General features: G+C 74.3%; 16 protein-coding genes. 8 read left to right on the forward strand and 8 right to left on the reverse strand.

From position 1 onward, the window contains the following. Positions 1-48: 48 nt before the first annotated feature. Positions 49-1,266 (reverse strand): FAD-dependent monooxygenase, encoded by a 1,218-nt coding sequence (locus ACFUJY_RS05620; RefSeq protein WP_383294958.1) that lies wholly within the window; start codon positions 1,264-1,266, stop codon positions 49-51. A gap of 394 nt (positions 1,267-1,660) precedes the next feature. Here ACFUJY_RS05620 and ACFUJY_RS05625 point away from each other — a divergent pair, with 394 nt between their 5' ends. The 6 genes from ACFUJY_RS05625 to ACFUJY_RS05650 are packed head-to-tail and all read left to right on the forward strand — an operon-like array spanning position 1,661 to position 6,866. Continuing rightward, entirely contained in the window at positions 1,661-3,031 is a 1,371-nt protein-coding gene (locus tag ACFUJY_RS05625) for an ATP-binding protein (protein WP_383294961.1), read from the forward strand. Positions 3,032-3,033: 2 nt separating this feature from the next. Beyond that, positions 3,034-3,462 (forward strand): roadblock/LC7 domain-containing protein, encoded by a 429-nt coding sequence (locus ACFUJY_RS05630; protein WP_018105448.1) that lies wholly within the window; start codon positions 3,034-3,036, stop codon positions 3,460-3,462. Between the two features lie 23 nt (positions 3,463-3,485). Further along, on the forward strand, positions 3,486-3,812 hold the full coding sequence (locus ACFUJY_RS05635) for a DUF742 domain-containing protein (RefSeq protein WP_383294964.1): 327 nt from the start codon (positions 3,486-3,488) through the stop codon (positions 3,810-3,812). Continuing rightward, positions 3,790-4,416, forward strand: coding sequence for an ATP/GTP-binding protein (locus ACFUJY_RS05640; protein ID WP_383294966.1), 627 nt, complete (start codon positions 3,790-3,792; stop codon positions 4,414-4,416). The genes ACFUJY_RS05635 and ACFUJY_RS05640 overlap by 23 nt, the downstream gene beginning before the upstream one ends. Continuing rightward, the gene (locus tag ACFUJY_RS05645) at positions 4,413-5,624 is read left to right on the forward strand and encodes a cytochrome P450 (RefSeq protein WP_383294969.1); all 1,212 of its coding nucleotides are present in this window, start codon (positions 4,413-4,415) and stop codon (positions 5,622-5,624) included. The genes ACFUJY_RS05640 and ACFUJY_RS05645 overlap by 4 nt, the downstream gene beginning before the upstream one ends. A 9-nt stretch (positions 5,625-5,633) precedes the next feature. Beyond that, positions 5,634-6,866: a cytochrome P450 gene (locus ACFUJY_RS05650; RefSeq protein WP_383294972.1), complete on the forward strand. Its 1,233-nt coding sequence runs from the start codon at positions 5,634-5,636 to the stop codon at positions 6,864-6,866. Here the strand turns inward: ACFUJY_RS05650 and ACFUJY_RS05655 are convergent. After that, complete coding sequence (locus tag ACFUJY_RS05655) at positions 6,814-7,062, reverse strand: CDGSH iron-sulfur domain-containing protein (RefSeq protein WP_383294975.1); 249 nt, start codon at positions 7,060-7,062, stop codon at positions 6,814-6,816. The genes ACFUJY_RS05650 and ACFUJY_RS05655 overlap by 53 nt on opposite strands. Continuing rightward, positions 7,046-7,732 (reverse strand): HemK2/MTQ2 family protein methyltransferase, encoded by a 687-nt coding sequence (locus ACFUJY_RS05660; RefSeq protein ID WP_383294978.1) that lies wholly within the window; start codon positions 7,730-7,732, stop codon positions 7,046-7,048. The genes ACFUJY_RS05655 and ACFUJY_RS05660 overlap by 17 nt, the downstream gene beginning before the upstream one ends. 230 nt (positions 7,733-7,962) lie before the next feature. Between ACFUJY_RS05660 and ACFUJY_RS05665 the strand changes: the two genes are divergently transcribed. Further along, entirely contained in the window at positions 7,963-8,841 is an 879-nt protein-coding gene (locus ACFUJY_RS05665) for an SDR family oxidoreductase (protein ID WP_383294981.1), read from the forward strand. Between the two features lie 8 nt (positions 8,842-8,849). Here ACFUJY_RS05665 and ACFUJY_RS05670 read toward each other — a convergent pair whose 3' ends face one another. Genes ACFUJY_RS05670 through ACFUJY_RS05680 form a run of 3 tightly spaced genes read right to left on the reverse strand, consistent with a single transcriptional unit; the run spans position 8,850 to position 12,845 of the window. Further along, on the reverse strand, positions 8,850-10,412 hold the full coding sequence (locus tag ACFUJY_RS05670) for a phytoene desaturase family protein (protein ID WP_383294984.1): 1,563 nt from the start codon (positions 10,410-10,412) through the stop codon (positions 8,850-8,852). A gap of 32 nt (positions 10,413-10,444) precedes the next feature. Continuing rightward, positions 10,445-10,900 carry an SRPBCC family protein gene (locus ACFUJY_RS05675; RefSeq protein ID WP_383294987.1) on the reverse strand — a complete coding sequence of 152 codons (456 nt, stop codon included), beginning with the start codon at positions 10,898-10,900 and terminating at the stop codon, positions 10,445-10,447. A 43-nt stretch (positions 10,901-10,943) separates the two neighbouring features. Further along, on the reverse strand, positions 10,944-12,845 hold the full coding sequence (locus ACFUJY_RS05680; RefSeq protein ID WP_383294990.1) for an alkyl/aryl-sulfatase: 1,902 nt from the start codon (positions 12,843-12,845) through the stop codon (positions 10,944-10,946). A 173-nt stretch (positions 12,846-13,018) separates the two neighbouring features. Between ACFUJY_RS05680 and ACFUJY_RS05685 the strand changes: the two genes are divergently transcribed. Further along, complete coding sequence (locus tag ACFUJY_RS05685) at positions 13,019-13,297, forward strand: metal-sensitive transcriptional regulator (protein WP_328902875.1); 279 nt, start codon at positions 13,019-13,021, stop codon at positions 13,295-13,297. A 15-nt stretch (positions 13,298-13,312) separates the two neighbouring features. Here the strand turns inward: ACFUJY_RS05685 and ACFUJY_RS05690 are convergent, their stop codons facing one another. Together ACFUJY_RS05690 and ACFUJY_RS05695 are read right to left on the reverse strand one after the other, a co-directional pair. Continuing rightward, the gene (locus ACFUJY_RS05690; RefSeq protein WP_383294993.1) at positions 13,313-14,056 is read right to left on the reverse strand and encodes a sulfite exporter TauE/SafE family protein; all 744 of its coding nucleotides are present in this window, start codon (positions 14,054-14,056) and stop codon (positions 13,313-13,315) included. Then, on the reverse strand, positions 14,053-15,450 hold the full coding sequence (locus ACFUJY_RS05695) for a rhodanese-like domain-containing protein (RefSeq protein WP_383294996.1): 1,398 nt from the start codon (positions 15,448-15,450) through the stop codon (positions 14,053-14,055). The genes ACFUJY_RS05690 and ACFUJY_RS05695 overlap by 4 nt, the downstream gene beginning before the upstream one ends. Between the last annotated feature and the right edge of the window lie 38 nt (positions 15,451-15,488).

Genomic DNA, 15,488 nt, shown 5'->3' on the forward strand with positions numbered 1-15,488 from the left:
CGAGGAGGGGGCGGCCCGGCGCGGGCCGCCCCCTCCTCGCGCTCGCGGTTACTCGGACTTCAGGCTGTGGCCGCCGAAGCCGCTGCTGCGGTCGGAGCCGCTGTTCTGCTCCTGCCACCAGGCGTCGAACTCGGGCTGGTGCATGGCCGACCAGTCCGGGGTGTTCTCGACCTGGGTGCTGCCCATGCGGCGGGCGAGGGCCACCATGGCGGAGCCGACCGCGCCGCGCCCGGCGTCGTAGCGGTCCAGCACGTCCTTCCAGCTGTCCCCCGCGGTCCAGGCCGCCTCCAGCGCGGTCGCGTCCTGGAGTGCCTTCACGCTGCCGGCGCCGACGTGCGGGCGGGCGACGCTGGCGGCGTCGCCGACGAGCGCCATGCGGCCCGAGGTGTAGTGCGGGACGACCAGGTCGTAGATGGGCTGGATGAACGTGGTCTCGGCAGGCGTGCCGAGCACCTTGTCCGCCCAGAAGGGCGGGAAGTGGTCGGCGACCAGGGCGCGCAGCCAGTCCGTCAGCTCGGAGTTGAGGCGGCCGGGCGGGAGCGAGGTGGGGGTGCGCAGGTCCGGGTGGAGGCCGTCGGCCTGCGGGGGCGTGGTGTAGAGCACCCAGTTGAGGCGGTGGCCACCGGTGCCGTCCGGGATGCGGTAGATCATGCAGTGGCCGCCGGGGAAGACGATGTTGTGGGCGTCGAGCCCGTCCGAGGGCAGCCCCTCGACGTCCTCGGAGGCGCCGCGCCAGCCGATGTATCCGGCGTACTCGGGGCTGATGCCGGGGAACATGGCCTCGCGGACCACGGAGCGGTAGCCGTCGGCGCCGATGACGAGGTCGAACCGTTCCTCGTGGCCGTCGGCGAGCCGCAGCGTCACCCCGTCGTCGGCCGGCTCCACGGCGGTGACGACGGCTCCGGAGCGGTAGTCGACGCCCTCGGGCACCCGGCTGCGCAGCTCGCTCCAGAGCGAGCCCCAGTTGTAGGCGCGGAACGGGAACGGCTGCCGCCCGAAGCCACGGCCGTGCGGCGCGTCCTGGTCCCGTACGCTCCACACCCGCCGGTTCAGCGGAGCCCAGGGCATCTCGGGGGCGACGTATCCCGCCTCTCTCAGCTCTTCGTAGCGGTCGCTCTGGAGGGCGATTCCGACGCCGCGGTCCCGGAGTTCGGCGTCGGCGCGCTCGAAGACGGTGACGCGGTCCGCTCCGGCGCGCGACACGGCGAGGGCCGTGGCACACCCCGCTATGCTCCCGCCGACCACGGCGATACTGCCTCCACGCATGACTGGCTCTCCACTCACTTGATGTCCCGGCCGTGCGCCCGGCTGCTCTCCCGCCGGGGCGCCGGCGCGGAATGACGCTTGCTCTGCGCTGGTCGGTCCGCGTTTTCGCGGTCGCGGACCGCACCGAATCCTACGAGGGACGTCCGGAGCGCCGACGGCCAGGTGGCCTCACTTTTCGGCCACCGATACATCGTCAACACCCGTCCTGCACACGTTCCTTGGTCGTTTCTGATTAGTGTTCTGTCATGTCCCGCTCGCCGGTCAACCGCTCCACCCCCCACCCGGCGGCCGGCTTCGGCAGTGGGTCGACCGGCTGCGGCGGACCGTGGACCGGCCTGCCCTCCGGCACCCGCGCGGCCGGCGGAACCGTCCCCCTCACTTCCGCGAGGACCCCATGACCGAACCGATATTGATCCTGCTCGCGCTGGCCGCGGGAGCCTGCGCCTCGCTGTGGTTCCTGCGCCGCGCCCGCGCCGAGAGGCGGCGGGCCGACGAAATCGGGCAGCAGCGCGAGCAGTTGGCCCAGCAGATCCGGGCCGCCGAGCAGTACGTGGCGCATATCGCCCAGAGCGTCGTCCCGGCAGCCGCCTCCGAGGCGCAGACCGGCCGCTCCCACCCCCTGGATTCGGCCATCCCGCCCCAGCTGGCCCACACCCAGCTCGCCCACGGGCTGACCGCGCTGGCCGATCAGGCGCGCTCCGCGATCACCATGACGGGCCGCCTCGCGCAGAACGCCGCCGAGGAACAGCTCACCCAGGTGTGGGCGGAGACGGAGCGTCAGGTCGCCCAGGCCCGCCAGGAGTCGGTGGACACGGCACGGGCGGCGGTACGCGCCTTCGCGTCCAGCACCGTGCACCGCGCGGCGAAGCTGAGCAGCACCATCAGCGCCGGGGTGCGGCGCCACGTGTCGGACGACGCGTACGCGACGCTGGTCGAGATGGACCACCTGGCGCAGCAGATGCTGCTCACCGCGTCCGGCTACGGAGTCCTGGCCGGTGACAAACTGTCGCGGCGCTGGCCCGCGACGACGCTGACCGATGTGGTGCGCACCGCCATGGGCCGGGTCGAGGGCTACCAGCGCATCCAGCACACGGACCTGGAGTCCTTCGCGGTGCGCAGCCGGTCCGTGGAGGCGGTCGTCCACACCCTGGCCGTGCTGCTGGACAACGCGCTGCGCTACTCGCCGCCCAACGCCCTGGTGCACGTCTCCCTGGAACACGGGGCGAACGCGGCGTTCCTGGTGGTGGACGACGCCGGTCTCCGGATGGAGGACGAGCGGCTGACCTGGGCCCGCGAGGTGATGTCCGGCGAGCAGCGGGACGACATCACCCGGCTGGGCGCCTACCCGCAGACGGGTCTGCGCGTGGCCTCGGTCCTGGCCCACCAGTACGGCTTCCGCGTCGAGCTGACCGCGCCGAACCTGTACGGCGGCACCCGCGCGATCATCGTCCTGCCGCAGGACCTGCTGACGACGCCGGGGCCCTCCCGGCCGGTGTCCGCGCAGTCGCTGCCGACGGCCCGGAAGGCCACCGTCCCCCCGGCCGCCCCCGAGCCGGAGCCCACGCCCGCCCCGGCTCCCGCGCCGGCCACCACGGCCGGCGGGCTCACCGTCCGCCGGCGTGGGACACGGCCCGCCGCCGGGGCGCGGCCGGCGCCCGAACCCGAGGTCGAGCCGGGCAGGCCCGCGGTGGCCGCCGCCTGGATGGCGGGCAGCCGCCGCAGCCGGGACAACCAGAACACCCCTCGTACGGACGAAGGACGTTGATCATGTCGGACACGCACGCGAACACCCTGGGCTGGCTGCTGGACGAGCAGCTCGGATCGGTGGAGGGCGTCCGGTACGCCGTGCTGATGAGCGGCGACGGGCTGCTGAAGGCGCGGACGCGCACCATCAGCCAGGAGGACGGCGAGAAGCTGGCCGCCCTGACCGCGTCGCTGCGCGCTTCGGGCCGGGCCTGGGACGAGTTCACCGGCGGGCAGGGGGTCCGCCAGCAGCTGATCGAGTCCGTGTCCACCATCGGGCTGACGACCGCGGCGGGGCACCACACCATGCTGTCCGTCGTGACGACGGGCCCGCACGCGGACGTCGGCCTGATCAGCCACCACATGGCCCTGCTCGTCGTCCGCCTGGGCGAACAGCTGGGCACGAGGGAGCGCACCCCGGTGCTCCAGCCGGACGGGGGCCCCGCCGCATGAGCGGCCCACGGCACGATCCGGACATGGTCAGGCCCTACGTCCGTACCGGCGGGCGGGTCCGGCCGGACCGGGATGTACGCCTGGAGAGCGTGGTCGTCGCCGCGCCGGGTCCGGCCGGTGAGCTGGGGCCCGACGCACGGCGGGTGATGGGCCTGTTCGCGGTGGGCCGGGGCGGTCTCGCGGTCGCCGACATCGCCGCCGCCCTCCAGCTGCCGCCCTCCACCGTCCGGATCATCGTGTCCTCCCTGATGGACAGCGGCCATCTGGCCAGCCCGGCCCCCGCCGCAGGTGACCAGCCCCGAAACGACCTCCTCCAGAAGGTGCTCGATGGACTCCGAGAACTGGTCTGACGCCTCGAACGGCGTCTCGTACGTACCGGCGACGGTGACCCAGTCCGCCAAGATCGTGATCGCCGGCGGCTTCGGCGTCGGCAAGACGACCTTCATCGGCAGCGTCTCGGAGGTCCGGCCGCTGCGGATGGAGGAGCCGATCACGGAGGACAGCGTCGGCGTGGACGATCTGCGCGGGGTGCCGGAGAAGACCACGACGACCGTGGGCATGGACTTCGGCCGCATCCACCTGGCCGGCGGTGCCCTCGCCCTCTACCTGTTCGGCCTGCCCGGCCAGGTGCGGTTCCAGCCGGTGTGGGAGGACCTGGCGCACGGCGCGCTCGGCTGTCTGGTGCTGGCCGACACGCGTGACCTGGACGCGAGCCACGAGGCGCTGGGGCTGCTGGAGGACCAGGGCATCCCGTACGCGGTCGCGATCAACGTGTTCCCGGACGCGCCCGGATACGCCCTCGCCGAGATCCGCGAAGCCCTGGCCCTGGACCCGGAGACGCCCCTGACCACCTGCGACGCCCGGGACCGTACCTCCTGCGTGTACGCCCTGATCACGCTCACGGAACACCTCGCCGCGCAACGATCGGCCCTCTCCCTGGAGCCCACTCCATGACGTCCCCCAGCACCACCCTGCCGTCGGCCCCGTCGGGCCGGGTCGCACTCTACGACCCGGCGTACGCCGCCGACCCGCATGCCGCGTACGAGCGGATGCGGGCGGCGTACGGGCCGCTGGTGCCCGTCGAGCTGTCCCCCGGCATCCCGGCGACCCTGGTGATCGGGTACTTCCAGGCCCGGCGCATCCTCAACGACCCCCTGTACTTCCCGCACGACCCGCGTGTCTGGCAGGAACAGGTGCCGGCCTCCTGCCCGGTGCGGCCGATGATGGAGTGGCGGCCCAACGCCCTGCGCAGCAGCGGCACCGCGCACGCCCGCTACCGGTCCGCCAACACCACCGCGATCGACGCCGTGGACCAGCACGAGCTGCGGGCCCGGGTGGAGCAGCTGGCCGCCGCCGCGGTCGCGGACTTCATCACGGCGGGCCGGGCCGATGTGCTCACCCAGTACGCGTGGCCGATCGCCTTCCGCGTCCTCAGCTCCCTGCTCGGCTGCCCCGACGAGATCGGGGCGCGCATCGCCGACGGGATGTCCCGCATCTTCGAGGCGACGGACGCCCAGCGGGGCAACGAGATCCTCGGCCAGGCGGTCGCCGACCTCGTCGAACTGCGCCGCCGCCACCCGGCCGACGACATCACCTCCCGGCTGCTCGGCCACTCGGCGCAGCTGACCGACGAGGAGATGGGCCACCAACTGGTCACGCTGTACGGGGCGGGCATCGAGCCGCTGACCAATCTCATCGCCAACACCCAGCTGAAGATCCTCACCGACGAGGAGTTCTCCGCCGGGCTGCACGCCGGGCACTCCACCGTGCGGGACGCGCTGGACACCGTCCTGTACACCGACCCGCCGATGGCGAACTACTGCATCACCTACCCGCCCTACCCGGCGGACATCGACGGGGTGCTGCTCCCCGCCCACCAGCCGGTCCTGATCTCGATGGCCGGGTGCAACAACGACCCGGCGATCGCGCGGGCGTCCGGCGGCATCGCGGGCAACCGGGCCCATCTGGCGTGGAGCATCGGCCCGCACACCTGCCCGGCGCGCTCGCACGCCTACCTGATCGCGGAGACCGCGGTCACCCATCTGCTCGACGCCCTGCCCGAGATGGACCTCGCGGTCCCGGCCGGTGAACTGCGCTGGCGGCCGGGCCCGTTCCACCGCGCACTGGAATCGCTCCCCATCGTCTTCCACGCCTCCCACTGAAGGAGACCCATGTCCGAGCAGCCGATCATCGTCCTCGACCCCGCCGGCGCCGACCGCCACGCGGAGTACCGGGCGCTGCGCGAGCGCGGTCCCGCCACCCGCGTCGACGTCCTCGGGGTCACCGCGTGGTCCGTCAGCGACCCGGTGCTCCTGAAGGAGCTCCTGACCAGCTCCCAGGTCTCGAAGGACGCCCGGGCGCACTGGCCGGCGTTCGCCGAGACGGTGGCCACCTGGCCGCTCGCCCTGTGGGTGGCGGTGAACAACATGTTCACCGCGTACGGCGGCGACCACCGGCGGCTGCGCCGGATGATCTCCCCCGCGTTCAGCGCCCGCCGCATCCAGGACCTGCGCTCCTCGGTGGAGAAGATCGTCTCCGAACTCCTCGACGGCCTCGCCGACCGGCCCGCCGGCGAGCCGGTCGACCTCCGCACCGAGCTCGCCTACCCGCTCCCGATCGCGGTGATCGGCCGGCTCATGGGCGTCCCGGAGGACCAGCTCGACGGCTTCCGCGCCAAGGTCGACGGCGTCTTCGACTCCACCCTCACCTTCGAGGAGGCCACGGCCAACACGGCCGCCCTGTACGGCGCGCTCGACCATCTCATCGCCGCCAAGCGGGACAAGCCGGGTGACGACATGACCTCGCTCCTGCTCGCCACCCGCGACGAGGAGGGCGACGGCGGCCGCCTCAGCGGCGAGGAGCTGCGCGACACGCTGCTCCTGATGATCTCCGCCGGCTACGACACCACGGTCAACGTGATCGACCAGGCGATCACCGCGCTGCTGACCCACCCGGAACAGCTCGCCCACCTCCGTGAGGGGCGCGCCGACTGGAACGACGTGGTCGAGGAGACCCTGCGCCACGAGCCCGCGGTCAAGCACATCCCGATGCGTTACGCCCTCTCGGACATCCCGCTGCCCGACGGGCGGAAGATCGCGCGGGGCGAGGCGATCCTGGTCTCGTTCGCCCCCGCCAACCGCCACCCGGACTGGCACGGCGGGACGGCCGACGACTTCGACGTGACCCGCACCGCCAAGGACCACCTGGCGTTCGGCCACGGCGTCCACTTCTGCCTCGGCGCCCCGCTGGCCCGCCTGGAGATCGCCACCGCGCTCCGTCAGCTCTTCGAGCGCTTCCCGGAGATCCGGCTCGCGGTCCCCGCCGAGGACCTGCTCCCGCTCCCGTCGCTGATCAGCAACGGCCACCAGGCGCTTCCGGTGCGCCTTCGCCCGACGGCGGGCTGACCGGCCGCCGGTGACGGCGGTGGCTGGTGTCGCACCAGGGGTACATCCGGCTGCGGCGGCAGGTGCAGACGGCCACCACGAAGCGGTCGGAGGTGACGGTCGAGCCGTCCTCCCGGACGATCTCGACCGGCCCCTCGATGAGCACCGGGCCGCCCGGCTCGATGCTCAGGCGGCGGGGTTCAGGGGCGTTCGCCACGGATCACCACCAGTTCCTCGGTGCGGTCGCGGGGGCCGAGGAGCCCCTGCGCGCGGAGCCACGGCAGGCGCTCGGTCATGACCGGCCCGAAGGGTACGGAGATCCGGCTCGTCACCGCGGCGCGCAGGCCGCCGGCGGTCAGCCGGGCCAGGGTCTCCTCCACCCCGCACAGCCCGGAGTGGACGAGCAGCAGCACGCCGCCCGGGTGCAGGGCGTCGTGGGCGTGCGCGCAGATGCGGTCCAGGGCCTGCCGGCCGCAGAGCCCGGCGTCCCAGGCGACCTCCGGGCCGTGGGAGCGGGCGCGGCGGGGGTGGGGGGCGGGGACGTACGGCGGGTTGCTCACGATCAGGTGGAAGCGCCGGCCGGCGACGGGGCCGGTGAGGTCGCCGCGCAGCACCCGGACGCGGTGGCCGGCGCGGGCGGCGTTCAGGCGGGCGGTCAGGACGGCCCGCCGGGAGATGTCGATCGCGGAGACCCGGGCCCCGCCGCGTGCCGCCAGCAGGGCCAGGGCTCCGCTGCCCGTGCAGACGTCGAGGACGTCCATGCCGGCGGCCGGGCCCTCGGCCTGGAGCGCCCGCGCCAGCAGATGGGTGTCGGCCTGCGGGGCGTATACCCCGGGCAGGGTCCACAGCCTGCCCAGGTCCACGGGCGGTGCGGCGGTAGTCGTCATCCGAGTCCTCCATGAGGGGGAAGGCGGTTCTCGTTCTCACCGGCGCGGGCTCATCCAGTCCAGCGTGGCCGGGCCCGGCCCCCACCGCGACCCGAGCGGCGGTTCCCCGCCTCCTGCCCCGCCCCCGTCGCCGCATGCGGGGCCGCTCCCGCCGCGCGCATCCGGCACCCCCGGGTGACCATGGCCGGAACGGGGCGTCCCGGCCCTCCCGTCACCGCGAAGGAGTTCCCGTGACTGACCGGAAGCACCTGCTGAGCGGCCGTACGGCCGTGGTGACGGGCGGGGCGCGCGGCCTGGGCAAGGCCGTGGCGCGGGAGCTGGCCGCCCGGGGCGCTCGCGTGGCGCTGCTCGGCCTGGAGGAGGAGGCGCTCGCCGGGGTGGCCGGCACGCTCCCCGCGCCGTCCGGGCACTGGCACGTGGACGTCACCGACGACGCGGCGATGGCCCGCGTCGCCGACGAGGTACGCCGTCGGCTGGGCCCCGCCTCGGTGGTCGTGGCCAACGCGGGCGTGGCCGAGGGCGGCCCGTTCGCGGAGTCCGACCCGGTGAGCTGGCGGCGCGTGATCGAGGTCAACCTGATCGGCAGCGCGGTCACCGCCCGGACGTTCCTGCCGCAGCTTCTGGACACCCGGGGGCACTACCTCCAGATCGCCTCGCTGGCCGCCATCGGGGCCGCGCCGATGATGAGCGCGTACTGCGCCTCCAAGTCGGGCGTGGAGGCCCTGTGCCACTCGCTGCGCGCGGAGCTGGCGCCGCGCGGTGTCGGCGTGGGCATCGCGTATCTGAACTGGATCGACACCGACATGATCCGGGACGCCGACCAGTACCCGGTGCTGCGGGAGCTGCGCGCCCACATGCCGCCGCCGGCCCGGAAGACCTACCCGGCCCCGTACGTGGCCCGGCGGGTGGTCGCCGCGATCGAGCGGCGGTCGCCGTCCGTGTACGTCCCCGGCTGGCTGCGCGCCGTCCAGGCCGTGCGGTCCGGGCTGCCGGGGGTGGTCGCCCTCGCGACCCGCAAGGAGCTGAACCGCTCCGAGTTCACGCCCACGGGCCTGCTGGGGGCCGGGGGCCGCGCGGCGGAGCCGACGGGCCACGCGCGGCCGGACTGACCCCCTCCTCAGCGCCGCAGCCGCCTGCGCAGCGCCGCCCGGGCCGCGTTCGCGCCCGGGGCGCCGTGCACGCCGCCGCCGGGGTGCGCCGAGGCCGAGGCCAGGTAGAGCCCTCTGACCGGGGTCTCGGGGCGGCCGGTGCCCGGGGTCGGGCGGAACACCAGCTGCTGGTGCGCCGACGCGGTCCCGCCGTTGATCGCACCCCCGTACAGGTTGGCGTCCATGGATTCGATGGTCGGCGGTGCCAGCAGGCGGCGGGCCATGATCCGGGAGCGGAAGCCGGGGGCCCAGCGCTCCACCTCGTTCTCCATGCGGTCGGCCATGGTCTCCTGCTCGTCCCGGTCCCACCGCCCGGTCAGCCCGTCCTCACCCGCGTCGCCCTTGATCCGGTGCGGGACGTGGGTGTAGGCCCAGGCGGCCTCGGTGCCGGCCGGTGAGCGGGTGGCGTCGGAGGTGCTCATCTGGCCGAAGAGCAGGAACGGGCGGTCCGGCACCTGTCCCGTGGCGATCTGCGCCGTGAACCGGGTGAGGCCGTCGACGCCCTCCGCCAGGTGCACGGTGCCCGCCGTGGTGGCCGCGCGGGCGGTCCAGGGCACCGGGCCGTTCAGCGCCCAGTCCACCTTGAACGTCGCGAAGTCCCACTGGAAGCGGCGCAGGTCGTCCAGGAGCCGGCCGGGCAGATGCCGTGCGTCGACCAGTCCGCCGTAGAGCGCGGGCGCGGACACGTCGGCGAGCACGGCGCGGGACGCGGGCACGGCCTCGCCCTTCGCGGTGCGTACGCCGACGGCGCGTCCGCCGCGTACCACGACCTCGGTGACCTGTTCGCCGCAGCGGAGCACGCCGCCGTACCGTTCGAGCCGCCGCACCAGGGCGGCCGTGAGCGCGCCCGCGCCCCCGACCGGCACCGGGAAGCCGTAGGTCTGCCCGAGCATGGACATCAGCCAGCCGAAGCCGCCGCTGCAGGCGGCCTCGGGGCCGAGGTCGGCGTGGAGTGCGGTGCCCGCCAGCAGAATCCTGGCCGCCTCGCCGCCGAACCGCTCCTCGCCCAGGCGGCGTACGGGCAGCAGCAGGGTCCGCGCCAGGCGGAGGCCGCCGGCGGCCCGGAGCCGGGCGGCGAGGCGGAGGCCCGACCGCACCGGCGGGAACGGCGTGAAGAGGGCGCCCAGCACATCGCGGCGCACCCGGTCCCAGGTGGCGCACAGCTCCAGCCACGCCGCCCCGTCCCCGTCGGCGAACGCGTCGAGGCCCGCCGCGGTGTCCCGCGCTTCGTCCTCCAGTACCGCGCACCGCCCGTCCGGCAGCGGGTGCGCCAGGACCCGGGGGGCATGTGACCAGCGCAGCCCCTCCTCCCGGAGGTCGAGTCCGCCGATGACCGGGGAGGCCGCGGCGAGCGGGTAGAACGCGCTGAACAGGTCGGTGACGTAGTCGGGGTGCACCCGGCGGTCGCTGCGCACCGCCCCGCCGGGTTCGGGCTGCGCCTCCAGGACCTCGACGCTCCACCCGGCGGCGGCGAGCAGATTCGCCGCGACGAGACCGTTGGGGCCTGCTCCGATGACCACGGCGTCCGGCATCGATGCCTCCAGGTGGGGGTCGCGGAAAGGGGTCAGACCGCTTCGCGGGCGCCCTTGGGGGCCGCCTCGACGGTCTGCGCCAGCCGCGCGAGCACGCTGCGGTGACGGATCTGGATCACGGCGTCGATGGCCGTGTTGTGGAACTTCCCGGCCGGTCCGCGCAGGGGGTGTTCGTCCAGGGTGACCAGGGCGTTGTCGCCCCACCGCCGTACTTCCAGGGCGATCCGGGCGGTGCCGATCCGGCCGCTGTCGGCCTCCAGCTCCAGCACGTGCGGCGCCTCGCACCGCCGGACGATCGTCCGCCCCTGCACGGACCACCGGCCGAGGCCCAGGGTGTACGTGAGGCTGGCGCCGACCTCCGGCCAGTCGCCCCGGCGAGGGCGTGAGCCGGAGGTCCCGACCACCCAGTCGCTGTAGCGCGAGGGGTCCGCGAGGACCCGCCAGACGTCTGCCACCGTGGCCTCGATCAGGCGATGCCGTACGGCCATCGGTCCTCCAGTTCTCGTGCGTGGGTCCGGTCGGTTGCGGTGTTCAGGGTGTGACGATCGGGAAGTCCGGGTCCGGGGCGTCGAGGTGGCCGAGGAGTTCGGTCAGCCGGCCGGCGTCCCCGGTGACCTCGACGCCGGGGCGGGCCGCCAGGTCGCCGGGCGGCACCGCGCCCACCAGGACGTCCCGCAGGTCCGCCTCGGTCAGCGCGAAGGTGACGTCGGGCTCGCCCACGGCCGGTCCGGTGCCCGTGACGTGGGTGAGGACGCCGTTGCGCAGCCGCGTCGTGAGGGGTTCGGCGCCGGCGATGTCCCAGCGGACGGTGATGTCCGCGTCCCAGGCGCGGGGGCCGTTGACCCGGATGGCGACCGAGTCCACCAGCTGGTCCAGGGTGAGGGCCGCCAGGATGTCGGACGAGGCGGTGTCGGTGGGGGTGCCGAGGCTGCCGTGGCGCAGTTCCCGGGCGCCCGTCAGGTAGGCGCTGCGCCAGGTCCCGTTCTCGCTGCCGTAGCCCAGCTGCTCCAGCGCGTCGGCCTGGAGGGCGCGCGCCTGCGCGTTGTCCGGCTCGGCGAATACCACGTGGTTGACGACCTCCGCCACCCAGCGGTAGTCGCCGTCGGCGAAGGACTGCCGGGCCCTGCGCAGGACTTCGCCGGCGCCGCCCATGAACTCGACGTACCGCCGGGCCCCCTCGACCGGGGGGTGCTGCCACAGGTGCGCCGGATTGCCGTCGTACCAGCCCAGGTAGCGCTGGTAGACGGCCTTGGCGTTGTGGCTGACGGAGCCGTAGTAGCCGTGGGTGTGCCAGGCCCGCTCCAGGGCGGGCGGCATCACGATCTCCTCGGCGATCTCCGGCCCGGTGAGGCCCTGGTTGAGCATCCGCAGCACCTGGTCGTGCAGGTACGCGTAGAGGTCGCGCTGCTCCAGGAGGAAGGCGGTCACGCGCTCGCGGCCCCAGACCGGCCAGTGGTGCGAGGCGAAGGCCACGTCGGTCAGCTCGCCGAAGAGGCTGACCGACTCGGTGAGGTAGCGGGACCACACGTGCGGGTCGCGGACCTCGGCACCGCGCAGCGTCAGCAGGTTGTGCAGGTTGTGGGTGGCGTTCTCCGCCATGCACAGGGCGGAGAAGCCGGGGAAGTGGATGTTCAGCTCCGCCGGTGCCTCGGTGCCCGGGGTGAGCTGGAAGACCATGCGGATGCCGTCGACGGTCTCCTCCTGGCCGGTGCGGGTGATGTCGACGGAGGGCGGGATCAGTCCGGGCGCGCCGGTCGAGACGGTCTGCCCGAGGCCCGCGCCGATCTGGCCCCGGGGCCCCTTCGGGAGGGCGGCGCCGTACATGTACGCGGCCCGCCGGCTCATCGCGGTGCCCGCGTAGACGTTCTCGCTGACGGCGTGGTCCAGGAAGCCGTGCGGGGCGAGCACCGGGACTCCGGCCGCGAGGTCCTCGTCTGTCAGCACCCCGCGTACGCCGCCGAAGTGGTCGACGTGGCTGTGGGTGTAGAGCACGCCGGTCACCGGCCGCTCGCCGCGGTGGGCCCGGTACAGCGCGAGGCCGGCGGCGGCGGTGGCGGCGCAGACCAGGGGGTCGATGACGAGGACACCCCGGTCGCCCTCGACGATCGTCATGTTGGACAGGTCGAAGCCGCGTACCTGGTAGATGCCCTCGGTGACCTCGAAGAGCCCGTGTTCGGAGCAGAGCCGGCTCTGCCGCCACAGGCTCGGGTTGGCGGTGTCCGGGCAGTCCTGGTCGAGGAACCCGTAAGCTTCCAGGTCCCAGACGGTGCTGCCGGTGGCGTCGCGGATCAGAGGGTCACGCGCGGTGCCCATGAACCCGCGCCGGGCGTCCTCCAGGTCCTGGGTGTCGCCGAAGGGGTAGTCGCGCCGTACCGCACGGTTCGCCCGGGCCACGGTCCGCTCGGCGGGCTTGGCTTCGGTGTCCTGCGGCATGTCGGCCTCCCTCGCGGCGGCGGCCCGGCTCCGCGCGGGCCCCGGCACCGCCACCCTCGCCCGGCGTACGGGACCCCACAAGCGGGTGTACGCCATACGAGGGCGACGAACGCGGTAGGATATACCCCTAGGGGTATGACACCGCGACCGAGGCCCCGCACTTGGGAGGAACCGTGGAGCTGGACATGGCGGCCGACGAGCTGAAGTCGGTGCTCAACCGGCTGAAGCGGGCCCAGGGACAGATCGCCGGGATCGTCAGGATGATCGAGGAGGGCCGGGACTGCGAGGACGTGATCACGCAGCTGGCGGCCGTCTCCCGCGCCCTGGACCGGGCCGGTTTCGCCATCATCGCGACGGGCCTCCAGCAGTGCATGACCGACGGCGACCGGCCGGTGGTGGACCGGGACCAGATGCGGGCCCGCCTGGAGAAGCTGTTCCTCTCCCTGGCCTGAGGGGCGCCGCCGCCGTCACGTCAGCGCGTCGGCCAGCATGAAGGCGGCGACCGCGAGCAGCACCCAGGCGAACAGCCTCTGGAGCCCGCTCCCGGAGACCCGTGCCGCGAGCCGCTTCCCGTCCCACGCGCCCAGGATCGCGGCTCCGGTGAACGGGGCCGTCACCGCCCAGTCCATGCCCGCCGCGCCGCCGGAGCGGGTGATGAGCGAGGTCAGCGAGTTGACGGTGATGACCAGCAGGCTCGTCCCTACGGCCGCCTGCATCTCGAACGCCAGGACCGTCACGAGGGCGGGGACGGCCAGGAAGCCGCCGCCCACGCCCAGCAGCCCGGTCACCGCGCCGAGGCCCGCCCCGGCTCCCCCGGCCCGCAGCGGTCGCACCTCACCCGGCGCGCCCCGGGGTCCGGGGCGCAGCATCCGCACGGCGGCGAGGGCGGCGAGCGCGGCGAAGGCCGCCGTCAGGACCGCCTGCGGGAGCCGGGTCGCGGCGAGACCGGCCACCGCCGCCGGGACGACGCCCGCCGCGGCGAAGGCCGCCCCGGCCTTCCAGCGGACGTGTCCGGCGCGGGCGTGGGCGTAGAGGGCGGTCGCGGAGGTGGCGGTGACGATGAACAGGCTCGCGGTGGTCGCGGCGGCCGGGCTGAGGCCGAGCAGATAGATGAGCGCGGGTATCGCGAGGACGCTGCCGCCCCCGCCCAGCGCGCCGAGCGCGAGACCGACCACGGCCCCGGCGGCCAGGGCGAGGATCAGCACGCTCACGCCGCGGAACCGTCCCGGCGTTCGGAACAGGACCCGGGCGCCACGGTCAGCCCCGCCCGGCACGCCGCGTCGAAGCCGTCGTCCACGGCGACGACCGCCCGGCCCTCCGCGTCGAGCAGGGACGCGGCGATCGCCGCGCGCATCCCGCCCGCGCAGTGCACCCACACCTCGCCGTCCGGCACCTCGCCGGACCGCTCGTGCAGTTCGTGCACGGGTATGTGGACGGAGTCCCGCACCTGCCCCTCGGCCCGCTCCGAGTCGCGGCGCACGTCGAGCACCACGATCCGCTCGCCGCGCTCGCGGGCCCGCTTCAGGGCCGCGAAGTCGGTCCGGGGGAAGGACCGGGGCTCGTCGCCCGCGCGCAGCCAGGCGTCCGGTCCGCCGGTGGCGGCGGCGGCCGGGCGGTCGATGCCGACCCGGACCAGCTCCCGCTGGGCGTCCGCGAGCTGCTCGGCGGTGGCCGCGAGCAGGGTCACCGGCCTGCCCCACGGGATCAGCCAGGCGAGGTACGTGGCGAGCTTGCCCGCGCCCTCGAAGTTGAAGGTCCCGGCCACGTGCCCCTCGGCGAACGCGGTACGGCTGCGGAGGTCCACGACCCACTCACCGGCGGCCAGCCGCTGCGCGATCTCCTCCGCGTCGGCGGTCCTCGGCGGGGTCAGGTCCACGGGGGCCGGGCCGCCGGCGTTGAGGGGCGCCATGTGCGCGTAGTACGCGGGGACGTCCTCCAGGCCGGCGAGCACCCCGGCCACGAAGGTGTCGACGTCCTGGGTCAGGGCGTCATTGCCGGTCCGCTCCGCGCCGATGGTCGTGGAGTCGCCCTCGGCCTGCGCGGACGAGCAGAAGCTGCCGAAGCCGTGCGTGGGGAGGACCCGGACGTCGTCGGGGAGCTCGCCGGCCAGCCGGTGGGCGGAGGCGTGCTGGGCCCGGGCCAGCCGCTCGGTCAGCCGGGGCTCCACGAGGTCGGGGCGCCCGACCGTACCGATGAGCAGCGAGCCGCCGGTGAACGCGGCGGTCTCCCGGCCGTTCTCGGCGAGCACGTACGAGGTGTGGTGCGGGGTGTGCCCGGGGGTGGCGAGGGCCCTCAGTTCGAGGCCCGCGTCCACGATGAACCGGTCGCCGTCGGCGACGGGGACCCGCGCGAAGGAGACCCGGGCCGCGGCCGGCACCAGGTACCGGGCGCCGGTCAGCCGGGCCAGCTCCAGGCCGCCGGTGACGTAGTCGTTGTGCACATGGGTCTCCGCCACGTACGCGATCCGCACGCCCCGCGCGGCGGCCGCCGCGAGGACCCGCTCGACGTCACGCGGGGGGTCGACGACGACAGCCGTCGCCTTCCCGCCCGCCAGGTAGCTGCGGTTGCCCAGACCCTCGGTCTCCAGGGTGTCCACGAAGAACACGGTCGACTCCCATCATCACGTAGGCTCAATTACCCCGG

It is taken from the genome of Streptomyces sp. NPDC057249, assembly GCF_042669245.1.
Classification (GTDB): Bacteria; Actinomycetota; Actinomycetes; order Streptomycetales; family Streptomycetaceae; genus Streptomyces.

Coding starts and splice junctions, on each gene's coding strand:
- ACFUJY_RS05675 (WP_383294987.1), bottom strand. CDS start 10,900: ATGGCCGTACGGCATCGCCTGATCGAGGCCACGGTGGCAGACGTCTGG.
- ACFUJY_RS05625 (WP_383294961.1), top strand. CDS start 1,661: ATGACCGAACCGATATTGATCCTGCTCGCGCTGGCCGCGGGAGCCTGC.
- ACFUJY_RS05635 (WP_383294964.1), top strand. CDS start 3,486: ATGGTCAGGCCCTACGTCCGTACCGGCGGGCGGGTCCGGCCGGACCGG.
- ACFUJY_RS05630 (WP_018105448.1), top strand. CDS start 3,034: ATGTCGGACACGCACGCGAACACCCTGGGCTGGCTGCTGGACGAGCAG.
- ACFUJY_RS05640 (WP_383294966.1), top strand. CDS start 3,790: ATGGACTCCGAGAACTGGTCTGACGCCTCGAACGGCGTCTCGTACGTA.
- ACFUJY_RS05650 (WP_383294972.1), top strand. CDS start 5,634: ATGTCCGAGCAGCCGATCATCGTCCTCGACCCCGCCGGCGCCGACCGC.
- ACFUJY_RS05660 (WP_383294978.1), bottom strand. CDS start 7,732: ATGACGACTACCGCCGCACCGCCCGTGGACCTGGGCAGGCTGTGGACC.
- ACFUJY_RS05670 (WP_383294984.1), bottom strand. CDS start 10,412: ATGCCGGACGCCGTGGTCATCGGAGCAGGCCCCAACGGTCTCGTCGCG.
- ACFUJY_RS05645 (WP_383294969.1), top strand. CDS start 4,413: ATGACGTCCCCCAGCACCACCCTGCCGTCGGCCCCGTCGGGCCGGGTC.
- ACFUJY_RS05680 (WP_383294990.1), bottom strand. CDS start 12,845: ATGCCGCAGGACACCGAAGCCAAGCCCGCCGAGCGGACCGTGGCCCGG.
- ACFUJY_RS05620 (WP_383294958.1), bottom strand. CDS start 1,266: ATGCGTGGAGGCAGTATCGCCGTGGTCGGCGGGAGCATAGCGGGGTGT.